This window comes from Ekhidna sp. (assembly GCF_965247405.1).
GTDB lineage: Bacteria > Bacteroidota > Bacteroidia > Cytophagales > Cyclobacteriaceae > Ekhidna.
Window position 1 is genome coordinate 1,403,238 of sequence record NZ_OZ252014.1, and the last position, 20,059, is coordinate 1,423,296.

General features: G+C 40.2%; 23 protein-coding genes. 11 read left to right on the forward strand and 12 right to left on the reverse strand.

The annotated features are described in order from the left end of the window. Nucleotides 1-303: a hypothetical protein gene (locus ACP14Y_RS06240; protein ID WP_424962102.1), complete on the forward strand. Its 303-nt coding sequence runs from the start codon at nt 1-3 to the stop codon at nt 301-303. 22 nt (nt 304-325) lie between these two features. Here ACP14Y_RS06240 and ACP14Y_RS06245 read toward each other — a convergent pair whose 3' ends face one another. Beyond that, nucleotides 326-1,012 carry an aspartate/glutamate racemase family protein gene (locus ACP14Y_RS06245; protein ID WP_424962103.1) on the reverse strand — a complete coding sequence of 229 codons (687 nt, stop codon included), beginning with the start codon at nt 1,010-1,012 and terminating at the stop codon, nt 326-328. Nucleotides 1,013-1,111: 99 nt separating this feature from the next. Here ACP14Y_RS06245 and ACP14Y_RS06250 point away from each other — a divergent pair, with 99 nt between their 5' ends. From ACP14Y_RS06250 to ACP14Y_RS06270, 5 genes are all read left to right on the forward strand, one after another. Beyond that, nucleotides 1,112-1,585, forward strand: coding sequence for a Dps family protein (locus tag ACP14Y_RS06250; protein ID WP_424962104.1), 474 nt, complete (start codon nt 1,112-1,114; stop codon nt 1,583-1,585). A gap of 77 nt (nt 1,586-1,662) precedes the next feature. Next, on the forward strand, nt 1,663-1,989 hold the full coding sequence (locus ACP14Y_RS06255; RefSeq protein ID WP_424962105.1) for a rhodanese-like domain-containing protein: 327 nt from the start codon (nt 1,663-1,665) through the stop codon (nt 1,987-1,989). 12 nt (nt 1,990-2,001) lie between these two features. After that, nucleotides 2,002-2,610, forward strand: coding sequence for a class I SAM-dependent methyltransferase (locus ACP14Y_RS06260; RefSeq protein ID WP_424962106.1), 609 nt, complete (start codon nt 2,002-2,004; stop codon nt 2,608-2,610). Between the two features lie 5 nt (nt 2,611-2,615). Beyond that, entirely contained in the window at nt 2,616-2,774 is a 159-nt protein-coding gene (locus ACP14Y_RS06265; protein ID WP_424962107.1) for a hypothetical protein, read from the forward strand. Then, on the forward strand, nt 2,761-2,979 hold the full coding sequence (locus ACP14Y_RS06270) for a hypothetical protein (RefSeq protein WP_424962108.1): 219 nt from the start codon (nt 2,761-2,763) through the stop codon (nt 2,977-2,979). Before ACP14Y_RS06265 ends, ACP14Y_RS06270 begins: the two co-directional genes overlap by 14 nt. Nucleotides 2,980-3,021: 42 nt before the next feature. Here ACP14Y_RS06270 and ACP14Y_RS06275 read toward each other — a convergent pair whose 3' ends face one another. The 3 genes from ACP14Y_RS06275 to ACP14Y_RS06285 all read right to left on the reverse strand — a co-directional run bounded on the left by ACP14Y_RS06275 (nt 3,022) and on the right by ACP14Y_RS06285 (nt 5,483). Beyond that, the gene (locus ACP14Y_RS06275; protein ID WP_424962109.1) at nt 3,022-3,405 is read right to left on the reverse strand and encodes a hypothetical protein; all 384 of its coding nucleotides are present in this window, start codon (nt 3,403-3,405) and stop codon (nt 3,022-3,024) included. An 82-nt stretch (nt 3,406-3,487) separates the two neighbouring features. Continuing rightward, complete coding sequence (locus ACP14Y_RS06280; RefSeq protein ID WP_349563658.1) at nt 3,488-4,141, reverse strand: response regulator transcription factor; 654 nt, start codon at nt 4,139-4,141, stop codon at nt 3,488-3,490. Next, the gene (locus ACP14Y_RS06285) at nt 4,128-5,483 is read right to left on the reverse strand and encodes a response regulator (protein ID WP_424962110.1); all 1,356 of its coding nucleotides are present in this window, start codon (nt 5,481-5,483) and stop codon (nt 4,128-4,130) included. The genes ACP14Y_RS06280 and ACP14Y_RS06285 overlap by 14 nt, the downstream gene beginning before the upstream one ends. 78 nt (nt 5,484-5,561) lie before the next feature. On the opposite strand from ACP14Y_RS06285, the gene ACP14Y_RS06290 reads away from it, so the two are divergent. Beyond that, nucleotides 5,562-6,158 carry a LuxR C-terminal-related transcriptional regulator gene (locus tag ACP14Y_RS06290; RefSeq protein WP_424962111.1) on the forward strand — a complete coding sequence of 199 codons (597 nt, stop codon included), beginning with the start codon at nt 5,562-5,564 and terminating at the stop codon, nt 6,156-6,158. Here the strand turns inward: ACP14Y_RS06290 and ACP14Y_RS06295 are convergent. Next, the gene (locus tag ACP14Y_RS06295; RefSeq protein ID WP_424962112.1) at nt 6,142-9,408 is read right to left on the reverse strand and encodes a PAS domain S-box protein; all 3,267 of its coding nucleotides are present in this window, start codon (nt 9,406-9,408) and stop codon (nt 6,142-6,144) included. The genes ACP14Y_RS06290 and ACP14Y_RS06295 overlap by 17 nt on opposite strands. A gap of 460 nt (nt 9,409-9,868) precedes the next feature. On the opposite strand from ACP14Y_RS06295, the gene ACP14Y_RS06300 reads away from it, so the two are divergent. Continuing rightward, nucleotides 9,869-10,099 carry a hypothetical protein gene (locus tag ACP14Y_RS06300; RefSeq protein ID WP_424962113.1) on the forward strand — a complete coding sequence of 77 codons (231 nt, stop codon included), beginning with the start codon at nt 9,869-9,871 and terminating at the stop codon, nt 10,097-10,099. A 12-nt stretch (nt 10,100-10,111) separates the two neighbouring features. Beyond that, nucleotides 10,112-10,300 carry a PspC domain-containing protein gene (locus ACP14Y_RS06305; protein ID WP_349563663.1) on the forward strand — a complete coding sequence of 63 codons (189 nt, stop codon included), beginning with the start codon at nt 10,112-10,114 and terminating at the stop codon, nt 10,298-10,300. Here ACP14Y_RS06305 and ACP14Y_RS06310 read toward each other — a convergent pair. From ACP14Y_RS06310 to carB, 6 genes are all read right to left on the reverse strand, one after another. Next, entirely contained in the window at nt 10,297-11,436 is a 1,140-nt protein-coding gene (locus ACP14Y_RS06310) for a formimidoylglutamase (protein WP_424962114.1), read from the reverse strand. The two genes, ACP14Y_RS06305 and ACP14Y_RS06310, sit on opposite strands and share 4 nt — an antisense overlap. Nucleotides 11,437-11,509: 73 nt before the next feature. After that, on the reverse strand, nt 11,510-11,845 hold the full coding sequence (locus tag ACP14Y_RS06315; protein ID WP_424962115.1) for a hypothetical protein: 336 nt from the start codon (nt 11,843-11,845) through the stop codon (nt 11,510-11,512). 174 nt (nt 11,846-12,019) lie between these two features. Further along, nucleotides 12,020-13,318: an NADH:ubiquinone reductase (Na(+)-transporting) subunit F gene (gene nqrF, locus ACP14Y_RS06320; RefSeq protein ID WP_424962116.1), complete on the reverse strand. Its 1,299-nt coding sequence runs from the start codon at nt 13,316-13,318 to the stop codon at nt 12,020-12,022. Nucleotides 13,319-13,445: 127 nt separating this feature from the next. After that, entirely contained in the window at nt 13,446-14,285 is an 840-nt protein-coding gene (gene accD, locus ACP14Y_RS06325) for an acetyl-CoA carboxylase, carboxyltransferase subunit beta (protein WP_424962117.1), read from the reverse strand. Nucleotides 14,286-14,327: 42 nt separating this feature from the next. Continuing rightward, entirely contained in the window at nt 14,328-14,579 is a 252-nt protein-coding gene (locus ACP14Y_RS06330; RefSeq protein WP_424962118.1) for a DUF4834 family protein, read from the reverse strand. 11 nt (nt 14,580-14,590) lie between these two features. Further along, nucleotides 14,591-17,407, reverse strand: coding sequence for a carbamoyl-phosphate synthase large subunit (carB, locus tag ACP14Y_RS06335; protein ID WP_424962119.1), 2,817 nt, complete (start codon nt 17,405-17,407; stop codon nt 14,591-14,593). A gap of 161 nt (nt 17,408-17,568) precedes the next feature. Between carB and pcaF the strand changes: the two genes are divergently transcribed. After that, a complete protein-coding gene (gene pcaF / locus ACP14Y_RS06340; RefSeq protein ID WP_424962120.1) occupies nt 17,569-18,774 on the forward strand; it encodes a 3-oxoadipyl-CoA thiolase in 1,206 nt (401 codons plus the stop codon). 46 nt (nt 18,775-18,820) lie between these two features. Here pcaF and ACP14Y_RS06345 read toward each other — a convergent pair whose 3' ends face one another. Further along, on the reverse strand, nt 18,821-19,351 hold the full coding sequence (locus ACP14Y_RS06345; RefSeq protein ID WP_424962121.1) for an outer membrane beta-barrel protein: 531 nt from the start codon (nt 19,349-19,351) through the stop codon (nt 18,821-18,823). A 99-nt stretch (nt 19,352-19,450) separates the two neighbouring features. Between ACP14Y_RS06345 and ACP14Y_RS06350 the strand changes: the two genes are divergently transcribed. Beyond that, complete coding sequence (locus ACP14Y_RS06350) at nt 19,451-20,044, forward strand: transferase hexapeptide repeat family protein (protein WP_424962122.1); 594 nt, start codon at nt 19,451-19,453, stop codon at nt 20,042-20,044. Nucleotides 20,045-20,059: the final 15 nt, after the last annotated feature.

Consider the following 20,059-nt stretch of genomic DNA (forward strand, 5'->3'; position numbering starts at 1 on the left):
ATGAGCAAAAGTTTATCAGAACTAACCGATGATTTAAAAAACGCTGGATTTGTTCCTATTGAAATCCTGAAGAATTTGGATATCAAAATAGGTGAAAACATCATTAGTGATCACTCTGACTTAAAGATTTTAGATTGTTTCACTTTTGAATCTGGCACTTCTGCCTCAGAGGAGGACTCTGTATATACAATCCAGTCTATAAATGGTGACAAAGGCTATTTCATTATAGGATTTGGTGGCCACATTGATACAGGTCATGCCGAGCTTTTGAACGATTTACTTCGCAATAGCGGCCACAGATAGGCCTTTTCATACTGACAACATCCTAATTCTCCTTCAAAATAAAATCCACAGCCATGTTCACATGCAATTCTGTTGTGGGCAATAGTGGAATATCATATCTCACCTCCTTAAATAGTATTGGCAACTCGGTACATCCCAAGATAATTCCCTCTGCATCTTTCTCTCTAAGCAAATTCATTTGATCCAAAAAGAATTCTTTAGCCTCCTCTGAAAAAACTCCCCTTGTAAGCTCCTTGGATACATAATGATGTGCTTGATCCAGGTATTCAGGATCTGGAATTATTGTTTCAATAGAAAAATGGTCATTTAGCACTTTTGGGATAAAGTCACCGGTCATGGTTGGCCTATTCCCTAATAACCCTAATTTTTTCAGACCTTGCTTCCGGGCATCATTACCAGTCGCATCAGCAATGTGCAGTATTGGAATATCAATTTTTGGCTGAACATAAGGGTAAGCCATATGAGGAGTATTGGCACAAATTATTATTGCTTCCGCTCCAGCCGCCTCTAGCTTTCTGGAAACATCAAGGTACTTTACATTGATCTTTTCCCTATTCTGCTCACGCATCACTTCAATATTGATGCTATGAATAATGAGGGGTGGGTTAGACTGGTTTCCTATTTTGTCCCCCACTCTTTCATTAATAAGCTTATAATACTCTATGGTAGAGTGCCATGATGTTCCTCCAATCATTCCGAGTGTTTTCATTCTTGATTCATTTGAGTTTCGGTAACAAATGTTACGTTGCTGATATTCTAGAATTCGTTAATTACAGTATAGAAAATCAAACTAAAAATAACTTTAATCATGAAAAGACTAGAAGCAATTGGATTAAATCCAGAGAAATCAAAAAAGCTGTCTGAAGCACTCGGAAAACTACTAGCAAATTATTCCATATTCTACCAAAACGTACGCGGTTTTCATTGGAATATTGAAGGAAGAAAGTTTTTTGAATTACACATGAAATTTGAAGAGCTCTACAACGATATTATTCTAAAAATTGATGATGTAGCTGAAAGAATGAGAACCTTGGATGCAATACCAAACCACCAGTATTCAAAGTACCTTGAATTGGCTACAATCAAGGAATCTGACATTTTAGATGTGGATGGACAAGTTGAGTGTGTACTTTCTGGTTTACAAACCCTGATCAAGCAGCAAAGGATATTAATGGAATTAGCTCAAGAAGCCAATGATGAGGGAACAGCAGCTATGCTTAGTGATAACATTCGAGAACAAGAAAAACTAACCTGGATGTTCTCCTCTTTTTTGAACGATTAAATTGAAGATATGTGTAACAAAAGTTACTCCTTTGGATTTACCTGAAAATTAATTTTGAAGGCACGTTTAAATTAAAAATGAATAGACTAATGGAGTATCAAAATATTAACGCGGAAACTTTTGCAGAATTAAGAGCTAAAGAGAATCATGTAGTATTGGACGTAAGAACCCCTGGCGAGCTAGCTGAAGGTTCTATACCGGGATATACCATGATTAACTTTTTTGATCCCGGCTTTAGAGAAGAGGTTGCTAAGCTCGACAAAGCTAAAACCTATCTGATATACTGCAGAAGTGGAAACAGAAGTGGTCAGGCTTGTGCTTTAATGGCCGACATGGGATTTTCAAATCTTTACAATCTTCAAGGGGGTATTGGAGCCTGGATTGAAGCTGTGAGCTTATCATAATTTTTGCAACAAATGGCTAATCTTTATCAAAAAGACTTCTGGGATAAGCGATATGCTCAGAAAGAGTATGTCTATGGTGAGCAACCCAATCATTTTTTGAAAGAAGTAATTGATAATTTGAAGCCAGGCAAGGTCATCCTCCCAGCAGAAGGAGAAGGGAGAAATGCAGTTTACGCTGCTTCTATTGGTTGGGAGGTTGATGCTTATGACAGTTCTGAAAAAGGAAAATCTAAAGCTGAATCACTTGCGATCAAAAAAGGTGTTTCGATCAATTATACAACAAATGATCATGAAGCGTGGGAACCGAAACATGAAACGTATGACTTAGCAGTGATGACCTATGCACATTGTGATCCAAAAACCCGAAAAGCATTACATGAAAAAGTCATTCGGTCATTGAAGCCTGGAGGAATTGTTTTATATGAGGCATTCCGAAAGGAACAAATCGAACTGGATACCGGAGGACCAAAAGACATTGACATGCTCCTTAATGAAGAGATTCTTAGGGCAGACTTCAGGAATCTTTCAATAATAAAGTTGGAGGAATTGGAGGTAGATTTATCAGAAGGAGAATACCATAATGGAGTTTCCAGAATAATAAGAATGATTGCGAAAAAATAAGAACTATGAATCACGAGATACCAAAAGCCGAATATGAGGCTATAGAAAAGATGATTGCCAGTGATAAAAGTGTAGTGGGTATTGATGCCAAGAAAACCCATATCATCATCATTCATAAATTGATCGAAATAGAGAAACGATTAAGTACACTTGAAAAAAAATAAATCAAAACTTGGGCTGGCTGTGGCACTATGCCTTACCCTTGGTCTTCTACCATACTTTCCTGAACCTCATATATGGGGTAAGCTAAAATGGATAGCAGGAGGAGCTCAGGGCATGGGCATCATGGACTACTTTGATACAATACTTCATGGTTTTCCCTGGGTGTTTTTGGTTATTGAAACAATAAAAGCTTTAATAAAAAAGTGAATTCAGATATTATCGAAATGAAAAGGCCAGTAAATGTTGCTTTCACATTTCCATTACACGTAAATAATCCTCAGCACGTTCCCACTGGGCTGCTGAAATATTTCTTTTAGGAGCGCAAAGCCCTAAGAAAGTATTATCTCCAATTTTACTGATCTTGACCAGAGAGGTATCATCTTCGTGGTGATAGTAATTAGAGCCTTTAGTCAAAGTATCAATTCCATAGATCTTATCGAGTGAGATCACTCTTTGCTCACAATCCGGACTCTTTTTTGATTTAAAAATGAAAGACCGATCAGTTGTGTCCAGGACGAAAACAAATCCGCCGGGAACCAAGCCTTTTAGTGTGTTGATTTTTTGGTGAGTTTCAGAAATAACCATAGCTCCTCTTTCCTGAAGCACAAAATTTAGCTTAAGCTTCAGAGACACTTACCTATCAAAATTATAGTTGAAAACTATGGGTTTCTCCTCAGGAAAATACGACTCTTCAGTTAGTCATTATTACTAATAATCAGGGCTTTATAAGTCCCAAATTCATTGCCTTTTTGATGAGTTCTGCCATATTCTTGGCGTGTAGCTTTTTCATAATATTTCCTCTATGCGCCTCGACTGTACGTTCACTGATGAATAATTTCTCTGCGATTTCCTGACTTTTCAAACCGTCTGAAATATCGTTGAGCACTTCTATTTCCCGTTTGGTAAGTTGAACACTCTCGGCCTTTTTCTTTTCCTTTTTGATTTCTTTGTAGGAATTGAGTGCGGTATCTATTACCTCTCTACTGAAAAACTTTCCTCCATCATTTACCTTTTCAATGGCCACCAAAATTTCATCAGCCACACTATCCTTGACCACATATCCCGCAATGTTGAAATTCAGCCCCTCCATAACGTATTCCTCATCTTTATACATACTCAAGACAATGATTCGAACATCAGGATACTTCTCACCTATCAGTTTTGATGCTTCCAGACCGGTCATCTCAGGCATGGAAATATCCATCAAAATGATATCAGGAATATTGCCCTCATCCATCGCTTCAATGGCCTTGGTTGCGCGATCATATTCACCTATGATATCAATAGACTGATCCAAATCGATGATACTGCGAACGCCTTTTCGCACCAACTCGTGATCTTCTACGAGGAATAGTTTAGTCTTTTTCATGAGGAATCTTTAAGCTTATAAAAGTACCCGAACCTTTCTTAGCATCAATATTATACTCTGCATTTAATACTTCAGCCCTAAAAAGCATATTCTGTATCCCGTGATGAGATGTATCATCTGCATAGTCTCCGACCTCAAACCCGTCTCCATCGTCTTCGATAGTCATTTGAATGTGCCTATCAAAACCGTATAACTGTATAGATGCCGTTTTGGCATTGGAATGCTTTATGATATTTGAAATGTTTTCTTGTGAGATTCTATAAATATTCACCTTATGCTTCATATCCAACTCAGGCAGATCTTCTGCTTGAAATTCAAATTGAATATTTGAGCTTTTGTTTGCCTGATCAACGATTTTTTTAATACACACATCAATCGGAAAGTCACTAAGTAGCGTAGGAAGTAAACCATCTGTCACCTTTCTCATTTCATCCAAAAACTGATCAACCATGTCAGCCAGAGCATCACCTGAATCTCCTTTTTTTACGGCGAGTTTGATCATATTAGCAATTTGTCCTACCCCATCGTGTAAATCCCGAGCTATCCGCTCACGTTCTTTTTCCTGTCCTTCAATAAAAGAAAGAAGCCTTCGGTTTTTTATATCCTCATTAGCCTCTCTGATCCTCACTCGCTCTGTTATATCCTTGAAAAACAGCAGGGTATACTCCTCATCGAGCGATACTTTGTGTGAATAAAAATCACCAAAAACCTTATCTGTCTCACCTAATATCAACTCTTTTTCGGAATCATTATTCATGGTCATAATGTCATCCTGCCTCGCGCCAGTGCTGTCTGTAAAACTCAGAATCTCATTTATGTTTCTATCCATCAACTGATCAAATGACCTGGAGGTGATTGACTCTACGACTGAATTGGTGTACTTGATATTACCTTCTGCATCCAAAAGGAAGATTGCTTTATCGATGGAGTTAATGATAGCCTGAAAGAGCTCACTATTATCTTTGATCTTTTTTTCTGCCTGTGCTTTGTAAAGAGCTACGTCAATATTGGACAACAACTCTGCTTCGTTAAAAGGCTTAACTACGTATCCATAGGGCAGACTAAACTTGGCTTTTTCGATGGTCGGTTCATCTGTAAGGGCGGTGAGGAAAATGATCGGAATGTCCAAGCTTTGCTTGATTTCAAATGCCGCATCAATTCCATCAGAATTGGTCTCCATCATAATATCCATGAGAATCAGATCAGGAACTTCTTCCGATGCAGCCGATATAGCTTCTTTGCCGGAGTATACTGAAACCACCTCGTGATTTCCCGATTCAAGTGCATGTTTGATATGTTGGTTAACAATAAGTGAGTCTTCCGCAACTAAAATTTTTCCCATAGGTTCGCGTCGATTACTATCAATTTATAAGATTTTGTCAGATATTACAATTGCAAGTGGCAAGAAACACTATTCAAAATGAGTGAAATTTTCATCGTATCAAAGAATACATCACTGGCCAACTATCTTTTTCTTCTGCTGGATGAAATCTGTCCCAAGACCTTATCTATGGCTCCAAATTTCAGTCAGAAATTAGATTTGATCGTTATAGATTCTGAAACAATTTCTCCAGACGAGATGGAGTCCTACCATTCTGATATTCCTACCATCATCTTCGCTTTTGACCTACGTCCGCTATTGATACAATATACATCCCGATTTGATGTGAACGGCATCATAGCTCTTGACATGGAAGCATCCGATATTTTGAAAACCATTCAGGTAGCGCTACAAAATGACATCTTCTACAATGAAACTATGATTAGCATGCTTTTCTCAAACAAAGCAAACGAAACTGCTGAACGGGTTAGGTCACTGACAGAAAGAGAAAATGAGATATTGCAGCTGATGATGCAGGACATGACCAATGAGGAAATAGCGAAAAAGCTTGACTTAAGTGTGAGAACGATCAATGCGCATAAAGGAAATATTATGCGGAAAATTGACACTAAAACCACCAGTGGGTTGATCCAGACATTGATTGATTATTCTGCAACGTTTAGAAAATCACTTTAAGCCCATTTTCCTGGTCGTCCAACTCAAGAGTTCCTTCGAGTTGTTTCACAAATGTCTTAATTAAGGAAATACCCAGACCTGTTCTGCTTTCCAGCATATCAACAGTTAATGGTTTACCATCGTTGAGCACCCGAAGAAGTAATTTCTTATTCTTTTTACCGAAATGAATAATCACTTTTCCAACTTGATCTTTTTGGAATCCGTGCTTGATCGCATTATTCACCATTTCACTAACCATCAATCCAATAAGCAGTGCTTTTTCCACATCCAGAATTGCTTTCGTAGCTTTCACATCGATCGTAATACCAGAAGACCCCTGTAAGACTTGTAGTTCACTGGCAATGTGTCTCAAGTACTCAGCGATATCAATTTCGGATACATTATAAAATGTATAAAGCTTGTCATGAATGACGGACATTGCCTTTATCCGATCATTGATTTCATTGAAAATGGCTTTTGATTTGTCATCATCCAGGTCGTAAGATTTGAGGGCCATGATGGAAGAGATCAACTGCATGTTATTCTTAACCCTATGGTGTACTTCTTTGATTAGGATGTTTTTTTCTTCGAGAGAAGATTCAAGCTGCATTTGTAATCGCTTATCAGCCGTAATGTCATAAATCACACCCACCATCCCTTTCACTTTAGTGTTGACATCTCGTAAAATTCTGGTGAAAGCTCTCAAGTACTTTTCCTCACCCTGCACCTTTACTCGAAAGTCTGATTCCAGAAAGTTGATCCCTTTCTTAATCATTCTCAGGCTGTTCTCAATGACCTTTTCTCCATCACTTAAGAAATACTTTTTAAGCCCAGCAACATCTAATGGTTCTTTAGCATCTGAAAAAATCGAGTACATCTGATCTTCCCAGAAGATCTCATCGGTCTCTCTATCATACTCCCAAACGCCAAGATTAGCTATCTCAGCCGCCAGAAGGACACGATCGGTGAGTCGCTTAATTTTCTCTTCCGCATGTTTTTGTTCCGTAATATCCTGAACTGTACCGATCATCCGCACAACTTGCCCCGCCTCATTTTTTATCATCTTACCCCTACCAGAAATCCACTTCAGCTTCTTCGTTTTTAAATGGTGGATACGATAGAGTTGAAAGAAATCTTTTCCTTCCTTGATACATTTCTCCAATTTTTGATTGAACTCTTTCAAGTCTTCCGGATGGATGAGCTTCTCAATTATCGAAACATGCCGATCTGATTTTGAAAAGCCCATCATTGAGGTCATTTCCTCGGATGGAATAAACTTTCCTGTCTTTACATCATATTCGTAATTGGCTATTTTGGAAATTCGTTGAGATTCAAGCAGCTTAAACTGGCTATCCTGCAGTTTCCTTTCTGCGGCCTTTAAATCCGTGACATCCAGCATGCCTGTGATCGATCGCTCAAAGCTCCCTTCCTCGTCATATTCAGAGACTGCAGACAATAACACGTCCATCACTTCACCATTTTTCTTCACAAAACGATACTCTACATTTCTCGCTTCCCCTTCCTGAAAAAGTTTTTTGAGGTTAGTCGCCACTGAAATCATCGAGTCTTCTGTCATGAAATCAATTGGAGTTTTTCCTATCACCTCATTCCTCTCATAACCCATTTTCTCCAGCCAAAAATCACTTACACTAATAATCTCCAGCTTGTTATTGATAGAATGCATCATCACCGGAGCTTTGTTGTAGATATTTCGATACTTCTTGAGTGATCGCTCCAACGCTATTTCTATCTCCTTTCGGGTATTGATATTTTGCCAGGCTATTACCGCACCAAAAGGTTCATTCAGTGGAGTGGCTCTCAGGTTATACCATTTGCCATCAGCGAGTTTCATCTCATGATCTAACACCTTCATCTCCTGATCCAGAATGGCCTTTACACCGTTCTTCAGATAGTCCCTCTCATCAAAGAATTGAATGAAGTCAAAAATGGATTTACCAATTTCAAGTTCTTCGTAAGGCTGCTTCTTAACGTAGAGTTTTAAGTTTCTATTTACTCCGATAATGACCCCTTGATCATCTACCACTAATATGCCCTCATCCAACGCATCCAGTACTCCTTGCTTCAGTGATTCTTCTTGTTTGATTTTGCGCTCTGCCTCCTTAAGATCGGTAATGTCTTCTGTGAAGTAAATCACGTTTTCCAGCTCACCATTTGCGTCGAACAAAGGATAATATTTTAGGTGATAGCTTCGCTTAGAATCCCCAACATGTAGAAGGGGAACATCAGCGGTGATTTCACCACGTTCACCATTGAAGGCCTTTTCGATCAATGCTTTTTGCGAGTCCTTGACAAATAGATCATTATTGAAAATATTGAATTTTCCAATGTACGCTTTAAGGTCTACCATCCAGTAATCCGCACACCTGGAATTTGCTGCTATTAGCGTCCCCTCTTTATCATAAATTGTAATAGCATAGGGAGCTTCATCTATCATTTGCTTGTATCGCTTTTCGCTCTCCCTCAACAGGTGCCTCGATAGCTGTGTATCTGTAATATCAAGTGTAATACCTCTTAAAAGGTATGGTTTTCCATCATGATCTTTTACCACCTCCACCAAATCTCGTACCCAAATTTCCTTCCCGCTCATATGGACCAACCGATACTTCAATTCGTAATTGCTGGCCTCTTCTATTTTCTTGTCCTCATAGGCAAGCACTCGCTCCTTGTCATCTTTGTGAATTCTGGATTGCCAAAAACCTTCTTTCAGCCAATCTTCTTTTGGAAACCCCAACAGGTCTTTAGCTCTGGGACTGATGTATGAGAATGTTTTTGTACCCAGGTGAGTCTCCCAAACTACACCATTGAGATTCTCTACCAGTATCTTATATCGGGCAGACTCTTCATGCTGCTTCTTCTCCAACTCAATCTTTTCGGTAACATCGGAAAAACTGGCAATCCCACCAACCAATTGATTATCCTCATCATAAACAGGCGCAGCACTAACCGAGAACCACTTTCGCTTTCCCTGCACCTGTATGCCCTGTACCTTCGATGATACCGTTTTCTCTTCGGTCAGTACTTCATGAAGTGCGTGATCGTCAGGCTTTAATGCTTCACCATTATGGTTCGTTTGATCTGTAGAGAATGCCTCATAGTGTAAACCGAAGAGATCATCTTTACTTTCGAGATTCAACAGTTTGCACGCGGATTCATTGGCATAGACCACTTTGCCAGAAAGGTCAACCTGAATCACACCGAATGGTATGCTTTCCAGTACATCTTTGTGAGATATGTGCAGATGAGTATCCAAAATATTAATAGCTGGTACGTCGGTCTTTTCAATATAAAATTATCAGAATTCAACGTAAAGATTTAACGAAATAGAACATGGTTTATCATGTAAGCATTTTAACTAAATCAATTTCCTCGTTAACACCAAGACTTAGAGGCCTCATTTAGTATTCTCTTTGTAAGAGATAAGTAAGTAAGCAATCATTACTTATCAAAAAGAATAAATGGGTCAGCGAGTCGCACCCATAAAAAGACAATGCGTTCAGCAGTGTGATTAGGTGATTAGGTGCCTCGGAGGAGGTGCCTTTTTTTTTGCCATCCCTCCAATCACCATATCATTTATCCAATAGAAGCCTGTGTTCACTCTCTCAAATTAGCTGTTCAATCGTGTACACTTAGACGATCAAGGTAGTGACTAAATATCTGCAAATAAGGTAGTTATGAGTTTTGGCACACCCTTTGATAAATATGTTATTCAAATGGCAACCAACCGAACACATACAAGACTTAATCGCACGCTGCTCATCCTATTGGGCATTATATTGGCATGTCTGCTCACACTCAATGCTAAGTCACTTTACTCTGCAGACTTATTGAGCGAACCGACCAATGTGCAGAACGTGGATGCCAAAGCCCCCAAAACCTTTTTAGACCAAATTGGAAGGATCAGTTTTAAAGAATTTCACAAAAAAATCTCATCTTTAAACTAAAGAAGTATGGAAATGACAAAACGATTATTCAGATCAAATGATCGAATGCTTGGGGGGGTATGTGCAGGCATTGCGGAATACCTTGGTTGGGATCCTACAATGGTCAGGATTGCATATATCATCTTATCCATTGCTAGTATTGGATTCCCTGGCATTCTTGTATATATCATCTTGTGGATTGTTATGCCACCGCGTTATTAGACTTTATTAAAAAAGTTCATCCATCGATCTGGAAGCTCTCCTTTTAAGGCAAGGTCATAATCGCTGTAATTGCACGCAATCATTCTATTGCGATTGAATAGTCCTTCCGCTTCCGGGTTTGGAACTTCCATCCACCATCGCTCAGACAGTTTACTTTTATAAAAACGAATAGTTTCGGGCTCACCTCCAAGGTGCACCTCGTACATGAGGTAATCATTGGATTTAAAATTCTTATCTCCCTTTCTGTGGTAATAACCTTCAACAAAATACCAGATCATCGTGCTCATCACAAAGGCTGCCTTTCTATCCTTTGAATCTTGTGAAGCATCATAATTGTAAAGCCCGATAGAGCTCATCTTTTCATTTTGACCGGCATACCAGGTCAGCTGGCAGGCCTCCTCTCCGGTGAGGCCATATACCTTTGCATTTGAGGCAGCAGGTGCATAAAAAGCCTGCAACGCAGACATATCAAAAGATAGCATGTCAGCGTCCCGGATTATCGGTTCAATCTCCTTAATATTTTCTTTTACAACCCCTAGCCTTACTGCTTCAAAAGAAAGTCTTTCTACCAACTCAATCGATTTCTGATCTGTAAGGTAGCTTTGATAGGCCAGGTGATAATAGCTAAACAAATAATTGGGACTATGCTTCAGCATGGTTCCCACGTGTCCTTTTGCTGGTGATTGATCATCATCAAAGTCCATGGAGTTATCAATATTCAACACAGAAACCAGCTTTTCGGCAGACTCATAGCCATAGTATTGACCCAAATCCAAATCGTGACTGCCGCCAAACAGGATTGGTACAATGTCTTTTTCCATCAGGTATCCACAGACTTCTTTCAGTCTCAGGTAGGTATCTTCCAGCGTGGGACCATTTCTAAAATTACCGAGATCTATTATGCCATAATCTCCAAATCCCTTTTTTAATCCATAGAGCTGCTTTCGAACTTCATCTGCTGAATTAGCATCGGCTTTCTCATTTTCTCCACGATATTCACACAGGCCGATAAGGGCCATATCCATACCTTCATGATCAGGCATTTTATGACGATTGATGTAGATGGATGACTGGAATGAAGTAGCGTCTTTATCCATATCTACTTCAGTTGGATTGAAAAATAATTTTAGATCCATGGAGCTAATTTAGACAGAAACAAAAAAGCCCCGCATCTCTGCGAGGCATTTACTTGCTCTTAGTAATTTTTTTCTATCGGATTGTGAACCCGAAAGTTTCTTGATAATCCTTTCCCTGGATCAACACTGTGTAAGTTCCTTCTGACAACTCAACTAAGGATGACAATTCAATTTCTTTTTTATTGACTGTGGTGTCAACAGCATCATTGATAATAACTCTTACAGAACCCGGTCGCTGAACATTCAGTGTAGCCATTGTTTGCCTAGAAAAAACTGGTTGCCCACTTTCGAAATCAATGGCAGTTTGAGAAAAATTGATAACTGGTAGTTTTTTTGTTTTTATAGGATCTTCTTCTCTGGCTAACAGACCTGAAAATGCGAATGCTAAAATTAGGATGACCTTTGGCATAACTGATTTTGATTTTTTGTTTTCATTTTTAACTACACTACAAAATTGCAAATCAGAGCCATTTTAAAAATTAGTGAAATACCGAAATTACTCTAAGCGAAATGCGTATTTTTCGAATGGCACAAAAAAAGCCTCACATTTCTGCGAGGCTTACTTCGTTTCTTTAAAGCTTCTTTATCCTCCGAAATCATCGAATCGGATGTTTTCATCCGGAATTCCGAAATCTTCTCCCATCTTCTGAACGGCCTGGTTCATCAAAGGAGGACCGCAGAAGTAAAGCTCAATTTCTTCCGGCTGATCATGCTTGCTTAAGTAGTGATCAATCACCGCTTGGTGTACAAAGCCCGTAAATCCATCACCATCATCTTCCATGCTTTCTTTTGCCTTCCAATTATCTTCTTCCAGTGGCTCAGAAAGCACAATGTGGAATGAGAAATTAGGGAATTTTTTCTCAAGATCATAAAAATGATCAAGATAGAAAAGCTCTCGCTTGGAACGTCCTCCGTACCAGTAGCTTACTTTTCTTCCTGTTTTAAGTGTCTTAAACAGGTGGTAAAGGTGTGATCTCATTGGTGCCATTCCAGCTCCACCACCTACATAAAGCATTTCTGCTTCAGATGGGTTAATGAAGAATTCTCCGTAAGGACCGGAAATAGTCACTTTATCTCCTTTTTTCAATCCAAAAATGTAAGATGAAGCAATACCCGGATTTACATTCATCCAGTTGTTTTTAGCACGATCCCATGGTGGTGTAGCGATACGTACATTCAGCATGATCTCTCTTCCCTCTGCAGGATAAGAAGCCATGGAGTAAGCCCGCTCTATGGTCTCATCATTTTTCATCTTCAAGTCCCAAAGTCCGAATTTATCCCACTCCAATTGGAACTTATCTGGAGCTCCAGGATGCTCATCAGGGTGAGCAGTGATGTCTATGTCTTTAAAGTCTACTTCACATTTAGGAACCTCAATCTGAATGTACCCACCAGCTTCGTAATCCATCTCTTCAGGGAGCTCTACAACGAACTCTTTAATAAATGAAGCCACATTGTAGTTTCTTACCACAGTAGCTTCCCATTTCTTTATTCCGAAAATTTCTTCAGGAATTTCGATTTCCATGTCATTCTTCACTTTCACCTGACATGCCAATCGAACATTTTCCTTTTGCTCGGTTCTACTTAAGTGCCCTACCTCGGTAGGAAGCACATCTCCACCCCCCTCGATCACTTTACACTTACACATGGCACAGGTACCTCCACCTCCACAAGCGGATGGAAGAAAAACGCTCTTTTGAGAAAGAGTAGAAAGTAATGTTGACCCAGCCTGAGTGACCATTGGGTTATCGGAATCACCATTTACAGTAATTTTTACCGGGCCCGACTGTACTAACTTGGATTGCGCTACCAGCAGAATTAAAACCAATAGAAGAATTAAAACTGTGAAGGCGATGATTGAAGTAATGACAATTGAAGACATATGTCTAAAACCTTTTTATTTAAAAAATCAGGGCAAATATAGTTGATCTATAACACCATATTCACCGATAATCAGAACCTTTTTTTGTTCTTGTTTTTTTAACATGTCGATTAGTCAAAATGTTGTTTCAATCCAACATTTTTAACAGGGTAGTTAGCCTCGTTTTTAGCTGACGTCTATCTACAATGAAATCAAGGAAGCCGTGATCCAATACAAACTCAGCACTCTGGAATCCTTTTGGAAGATCTTTTCCGATCGTTTCACGAATCACCCTTGGACCAGCAAACCCAATCAATGCTCCAGGCTCGGCAATGTTGAAGTCACCAAGCATAGCGTAGGATGCTGTGACACCTCCTGTAGTCGGATCTGTCAAAAGTGAAATGTATGGAATCTTCGCCTCTGAAAGCAGTGCAAGCTTTGCGGAAGTTTTGGCCATCTGCATCAAAGAAAATCCAGCTTCCATCATTCTGGCACCACCAGACTTTGAGATCATGAGAAAAGGAAGCTTATTCTTCAATGAATAGTCAATTGCTCGAGCGATCTTCTCTCCTACTACAGATCCCATGGATCCACCAATAAATGAGAAGTCCATGCAAGCAACCACGATGCTTATTCCGTTCATTTTACCTGTAGCACTACGAACGGCATCTTTCAAGCCTGTTTTCTTTTGAGTTGCTTTGATACGATCCGGATATTTCTTGGTATCCTCAAATTTGAGGGGATCACCCGAAGTAAGATCTTCATCCAGCTCTGTAAACTTGTTGTTGTCGAATATTATTTCGAAATACTCCTTGGACCCAATTCGCACGTGGTATTCATCATCCGGGCATACGTATGAGTTGTTTTTCAACTCTCGCATATGGATGATCTTTCCACTTGGGGTTTTGTACCAGAGGCCATCAGGCACCTCTTTTTTATCTTCTGTCTTGGTGAGTATTCCCTTGCTTTGTCGCTTAAACCACGCCATTCGAATTCTTTCTCAGTGAATCAGCAAAGCTAAATGATAATTTTATTTTACCTCCTCAAAATCAACATATTCCCCTCCTCTATAATTATCATCTTTCTTCGATCTATGATTTGGAATATTATCAATATTTAAATTGGAATTAGGAGCCTTTCTAGACCTCCTCGAATAATGAGACTGACCATTACCAAACTGCTGTTGCCTGTTAAATCCTCCAAAAAGGCCCGAAAAAATAAAGGAAGTCAGTCGATAAAAGACATATCCAATTAGGATCAGTATGATTATTACCTTCAACATGTCTATTAAACTTATCGACTCAGATACAAGTTTCGTTCAGCGTAAATTTCCATGAAATAATCATCCATCAAGTCGTCAATAAAATAGATTGCTTCTCCGGTTGACTTCATTTCCGGACCTAACTCTTTGTTTACATTCGGAAACTTGTGGAATGAGAAGACTGGCTCTTTGATTGCATATCCTTTCTTATATGGTTTGAATTCAAAATCAGAGAGCTTCTTCTCGCCAAGCATGATTTTAGTTGCATAGTTTACATATGGCTCTCTATAAGCTTTGCAAATAAAAGGTACTGTTCTCGATGCTCGTGGATTCGCCTCGATGATATAAACCTTATCATCTTTTACCGCAAACTGAATATTTATCAACCCAACTGTCTCTAGCGCTACAGCAATCTTTTTCGTATAGTCCTCAATCTGTCTGATAACAAAGTCACCAAGATTGTATGGTGGAAGTACCGCATAAGAATCTCCCGAGTGGATACCTGCCGGCTCAATGTGCTGCATGATACCAATGATGTAGACATTTTCGCCATCACATATCGCATCTGCTTCTGCTTCTATGGCCCCTTCCAAGAAGTGGTCGAGAAGAATTTCTCCATCAGGTTTATCTTTCAGAATATCCACCACATGCTGCTCCAGTTCTGTCTCATTGATCACAATCTTCATGCTTTGTCCGCCTAGCACGTAACTAGGACGCACAAGAAGCGGGAAACCTAACTCCTTTGAAAGCTCCACTGCCTCTTCTGCACTTTCGATGGTGCCGTAAAGTGGATATGGTATATCGTTTTCTTTTAGAAGATCTGAGAATCGACCTCTTGCCTCCGCTAAATCCAGCGCTTCAAAGCTTGTCCCGAGGATTTTAATTCCATATCGCTCCAGCTTTTCTGCCAATTTCAATGCAGTTTGCCCTCCTAGCTGAACAATAACCCCTTCAGGTTTTTCATGAAGTATGATGTCATAGATATGTTCCCAGAAAACCGGCTCAAAGTAAAGTTTATCCGCAACATCAAAGTCTGTGGAAACCGTTTCTGGATTACAATTGATCATGATGGTCTCATAACCACATTCCTTGGCTGCCAATACACCGTGTACACAGGAGTAATCAAACTCGATCCCCTGCCCGATACGGTTTGGTCCTGAACCAAGAACTACAATTTTTTTCTTGTCCGACACTTCGGACTCATTCTCCTCTTCGAAGGTGGAATAATAGTAAGGGGTCTGGGCTTCAAATTCCGCTGCACACGTATCTACCAGCTTATAGACTCTCTTTACACCCAGATCGTTTCTTTTCTTATAAACCTCACTTTCCAGACAACCCAAAAGGTGCGCAATCTGGCGATCTGCATACCCCTTTTGTTTGCCCTCCATTAACAATTCTTTCGGAATGGTATCTACATCATATTTCTCTATCTCCTTTTCCAGAGTAATCAACTCCTCAATTTGATTCAGGAACCAAGGATCAATTTTGGTGAGCTTATGGATGGTCTTGAATGGTATTCCCAGCTTAAATGCATCATAGATATGGAAGAGTCTGTTCCAGCTTGGATGTTCCAAACTGTGAAGAATCGCCTCCTGATCTTTTAGCTCCCTGCCATCTGCTCCCAATCCATTTCGCTTGATCTCTAATGACTGACAAGCCTTTTGAAGAGCCTCCTGGAAATTTCTTCCGATTCCCATCGCCTCTCCTACTGATTTCATTTGGAGACCAAGCTTTCTATCCGACCCTTTGAATTTATCGAAATTCCATCTTGGCACTTTCACAATGGTGTAGTCAATCGCCGGCTCAAAGAAAGCTGAAGTCGTTTTGGTAATCTGATTTTTGAGCTCGTCCAGATTGTATCCGATTGCTAGCTTGGCAGCAATTTTGGCAATTGGATACCCTGTTGCTTTTGATGCAAGAGCAGAAGAGCGTGAAACTCGAGGATTGATCTCAATACCAATGATATCTTCTGTGTCAGGGTTCACTGAAAACTGCACATTACACCCACCGGCAAAGTGACCAATACCATTCATCATCTTTTTGGCCATGTCCCGCATTTTCTGATAAACCGTATCAGAAAGCGTCATGGCTGGTGCCACAGTGATTGAATCTCCGGTGTGCACCCCCATTGGGTCGAAGTTTTCGATCGAACAAATGATAATAATATTTCCCAGGTTATCCCTGAGCAGCTCTACCTCATATTCCTTCCAACCCAGAATGCTCTGCTCCACCAATACCTCATGAATTGGTGATGCCTGCAAACCTGCATTTAGCGCATTGTCAAATTCTTCTGCCGAATTAACAAATCCCCCACCGTATCCACCTAGTGTATATGATGGACGTATAACCAACGGAAAGCCAATCTCCTGGGCAATCTCCTTACCCTTCAGAAACGAAGTAGCTGTTTCTCCTTTACATACCCCAATTCCAAGTTCAATCATTTTATGACGGAACTTCTCCCGGTCTTCTGTGGTCTCGATCGCTTCGATGTTCACCCCGATCATTTCCACATTATACTTATCCCAGATTCCCGCTTTATCACAGTCAATCGCAAGGTTCAGTGCAGTTTGACCACCCATAGTTGGGAGAACCGCATCAATCTGAGGATGCTCTTCAAGGATTTCCCGGATGGATTGTTTTGTTAGGGGTTTTAAATACACGTTATCAGCAGTAACCGGATCGGTCATGATGGTTGCCGGGTTGGAATTGATCAATGTAACTTCAATTCCTTCTTCCCTCAACGATTTAGAGGCTTGAGATCCTGAGTAATCAAATTCGCAAGCCTGACCGATGATGATGGGTCCACTTCCGATAATTAAGACTGATTTAATTTTTGGGTTTTTAGGCATGAGATGAATGTATTTCCTGTGAGTTAATCAGGTTAAAACAAATTCCGGCAAAATTAAGGTATGATCGATGGGCGGCAAAGGAATTTCTTAATTAGTAATGTGGTTAATTGGTAGGTAAGCGAGAAGACTGTTTTTTTGCTCTAAACATATACCGGATCAGAATGAAAGAAGCATACATCATAGACGGAATAAGAACTCCCATTGGAAATTTTGGAGGAACACTCGGTGCAGTCAGGACTGACGACCTGGCTGCTCTGGTAATCAAAGAGTTGATGAATAGAAATTCCGGGATTGACCCATCCGCCATCGATGAAGTAGTTATGGGTTGTGCCAACCAAGCAGGCGAAGACAACCGAAATGTTGCTCGAATGGCACTTCTTTTAGCCGGCTTGCCTTTTTCTGTTCCGGGTGAAACAGTGAATCGATTATGTGCTTCAGGCATGTCATCTATCGTTCATGCAAATCGAGCCATTAAAAGCGGGGATGGAGATCTGTTTATTTCCGGAGGAGTGGAAAACATGACTCGCGGACCATGGGTCATCTCTAAATCAGCAAAACCATTTGGCACAGATGCAAAAATGTATGACTCAAGTTTTGGGTGGAGATTCATCAACCCTAAGATGGAGGATCTTTATGGTACAGACGGAATGGGTCAGACCGCAGAAAACCTGGTTGATATCCATAAAATCAGTCGAGAGGATCAGGATGCATTTGCTTACCGTTCTCAAATGAAGGCAACAGAAGCACAAAAAAACGGAAGACTTGGAGAAGAAATTGTAGCTGTTGAAATTCCGCAGCGAAAGGCTGATCCAATCATTTTTGATAAGGATGAATTTGTAAAACCAACTACTTCGATGGAAGTGCTAGGAAAATTACGAGCGGCTTTCAGGAAGGACGGATCAGTTACTGCCGGTAACTCCTCGGGGCTCAACGACGGGGCTGCAGCGGTTTTGGTCGCCTCAGAAGATGGAGTAAAAAACCACAATCTTAAACCGATAGCAAGAATTGTTTCATCTGGTGTTGTGGGCGTAGAGCCTCGTATCATGGGTATTGGTCCGGTAGAGGCATCTAAGAAAGCACTAGCAAAAGCAGGACTTTCACTGGATCAAATAGATATCATTGAATTGAACGAGGCATTTGCTGCTCAATCACTTGCGTGTACCCGATCACTTGGTCTCGAAGATGATGACGAACGTATCAACCCAAATGGAGGTGCCATTGCAATTGGTCACCCACTGGGAATGACAGGTGCCCGAATCACTCACTCTGCTGCCCTGCAATTACAAAAGACAGGTAAGAAATATGCCCTCTGCACCATGTGTATAGGGGTAGGTCAGGGATATGCGGTAATTCTAGAAAGAGCATAAAAAAAGGGGCAATTGCCCCTTTTTTGTTTTTTTGCTGAATTGAGAATTAATCTCTACTTAAGATCCTTACACCAAGATTAAACTGAATGTAATTAGCATCTTTCACGATGTTGTAAGCAGCACCTAAATTCAATCGTCCAATGTAAACCCCAGCACGTGGAGCGAAACCAAATTCTGTGGAGTCCTCCCCTTCTGCAGTACCTCCTCCAGACAATGTCACTTCAGCACCCTTAGCAAAATACATTCCCAGGCCAAGTCCTCCGTAAGGAGTTACTTTCCCATCGGAAAATCGATAGGTTCCTGTTGCAAGAACAGGTACAATGGCAGTAGCGCTAACAGATCCACCACCAGCAAGATCCTCTCCAGCAAATCCATTACTACCAATATATAGCCCTAAATCAATGTTTTCATTCATTGCATACTTTGGCTCGATGTAAAAACCAATCCCCAACTTATAGGAATCGGCAAAATCTCCTTGAGGCATGTTGAAGTTCGGGCCCAATTCGATATGAAACTGCGCAGTAGCAGTGTAGGCGAACAGCGCAATAGCGCAAATACTTAAGATTAACTTTTTCATAATAATAGTAGTTAGTGATTTTTGCATGGCAATGTAATAATATACCTATAGAATGTAAATACCATAAATATGGTATTTTTCATAAACAATTAATTATCAATGATTTACGAATTTAACAAACTGAAACCAGTCATACACCCATCAGCCTTTATTCATCCTTTAGCGGCAGTGACGGGAGATGTCATTATTGGGAAGAATGTGTATGTTGGTCCCGGGGCAGCTATTCGTGGTGATTGGGGACGGGTAATAATTGAAGATGGATGCAATGTGCAGGAAAACTGTACCATCCACATGTTTCCAGGCATAACGATTACACTAAAAGAAAGTGCGCACATTGGTCATGGCGCCATCGTGCATGGTGCTAATATTGGTAAAAATGTGCTTGTAGGCATGAATGCAGTCATCATGGATAACTCAGAAATTGGTGATGAATCCATTGTGGGTGCGCTTGCCTTTATCAAAGCGGATTCTATCTTCGCCCCGCGAAGCTTAATTGTTGGCAATCCGGCAAAAAAAGTAAAAGACGTAAGCGATGAGATGATTGACTGGAAAACCGAGGGAACCAAATTATATCAACAACTTCCAAAAGAATGCTATGATACCCTGAAAGAATGCGAGCCCTTAATAGAAATGGAGCCAAACAGACCGGTGGCCTCCGCTGCATACAAAACCTGGAACGAAACCAAGAAATAGACGATTTTAAATTAT

What these genes read in the sequence shown, in the direction of transcription:
- ACP14Y_RS06250 (WP_424962104.1), top strand. Translation starts at nt 1,112, where the DNA reads ATGAAAAGACTAGAAGCAATTGGATTAAATCCAGAGAAATCAAAAAAG.
- ACP14Y_RS06285 (WP_424962110.1), bottom strand. Translation starts at nt 5,483, where the DNA reads ATGGGAAAAATTTTAGTTGCGGAAGACTCACTTATTGTTAACCAACAT.
- ACP14Y_RS06310 (WP_424962114.1), bottom strand. Translation starts at nt 11,436, where the DNA reads ATGGATCTAAAATTATTTTTCAATCCAACTGAAGTAGATATGGATAAA.
- ACP14Y_RS06280 (WP_349563658.1), bottom strand. Translation starts at nt 4,141, where the DNA reads ATGAAAAAGACTAAACTATTCCTCGTAGAAGATCACGAGTTGGTGCGA.
- ACP14Y_RS06315 (WP_424962115.1), bottom strand. Translation starts at nt 11,845, where the DNA reads ATGCCAAAGGTCATCCTAATTTTAGCATTCGCATTTTCAGGTCTGTTA.
- ACP14Y_RS06300 (WP_424962113.1), top strand. Translation starts at nt 9,869, where the DNA reads ATGGCAACCAACCGAACACATACAAGACTTAATCGCACGCTGCTCATC.
- ACP14Y_RS06345 (WP_424962121.1), bottom strand. Translation starts at nt 19,351, where the DNA reads ATGAAAAAGTTAATCTTAAGTATTTGCGCTATTGCGCTGTTCGCCTAC.
- nqrF (WP_424962116.1), bottom strand. Translation starts at nt 13,318, where the DNA reads ATGTCTTCAATTGTCATTACTTCAATCATCGCCTTCACAGTTTTAATT.
- ACP14Y_RS06265 (WP_424962107.1), top strand. Translation starts at nt 2,616, where the DNA reads ATGAATCACGAGATACCAAAAGCCGAATATGAGGCTATAGAAAAGATG.
- ACP14Y_RS06350 (WP_424962122.1), top strand. Translation starts at nt 19,451, where the DNA reads ATGATTTACGAATTTAACAAACTGAAACCAGTCATACACCCATCAGCC.
- ACP14Y_RS06260 (WP_424962106.1), top strand. Translation starts at nt 2,002, where the DNA reads ATGGCTAATCTTTATCAAAAAGACTTCTGGGATAAGCGATATGCTCAG.
- ACP14Y_RS06255 (WP_424962105.1), top strand. Translation starts at nt 1,663, where the DNA reads ATGAATAGACTAATGGAGTATCAAAATATTAACGCGGAAACTTTTGCA.
- carB (WP_424962119.1), bottom strand. Translation starts at nt 17,407, where the DNA reads ATGCCTAAAAACCCAAAAATTAAATCAGTCTTAATTATCGGAAGTGGA.
- ACP14Y_RS06245 (WP_424962103.1), bottom strand. Translation starts at nt 1,012, where the DNA reads ATGAAAACACTCGGAATGATTGGAGGAACATCATGGCACTCTACCATA.
- ACP14Y_RS06240 (WP_424962102.1), top strand. Translation starts at nt 1, where the DNA reads ATGAGCAAAAGTTTATCAGAACTAACCGATGATTTAAAAAACGCTGGA.
- pcaF (WP_424962120.1), top strand. Translation starts at nt 17,569, where the DNA reads ATGAAAGAAGCATACATCATAGACGGAATAAGAACTCCCATTGGAAAT.
- accD (WP_424962117.1), bottom strand. Translation starts at nt 14,285, where the DNA reads ATGGCGTGGTTTAAGCGACAAAGCAAGGGAATACTCACCAAGACAGAA.
- ACP14Y_RS06330 (WP_424962118.1), bottom strand. Translation starts at nt 14,579, where the DNA reads ATGTTGAAGGTAATAATCATACTGATCCTAATTGGATATGTCTTTTAT.
- ACP14Y_RS06290 (WP_424962111.1), top strand. Translation starts at nt 5,562, where the DNA reads ATGAGTGAAATTTTCATCGTATCAAAGAATACATCACTGGCCAACTAT.
- ACP14Y_RS06305 (WP_349563663.1), top strand. Translation starts at nt 10,112, where the DNA reads ATGACAAAACGATTATTCAGATCAAATGATCGAATGCTTGGGGGGGTA.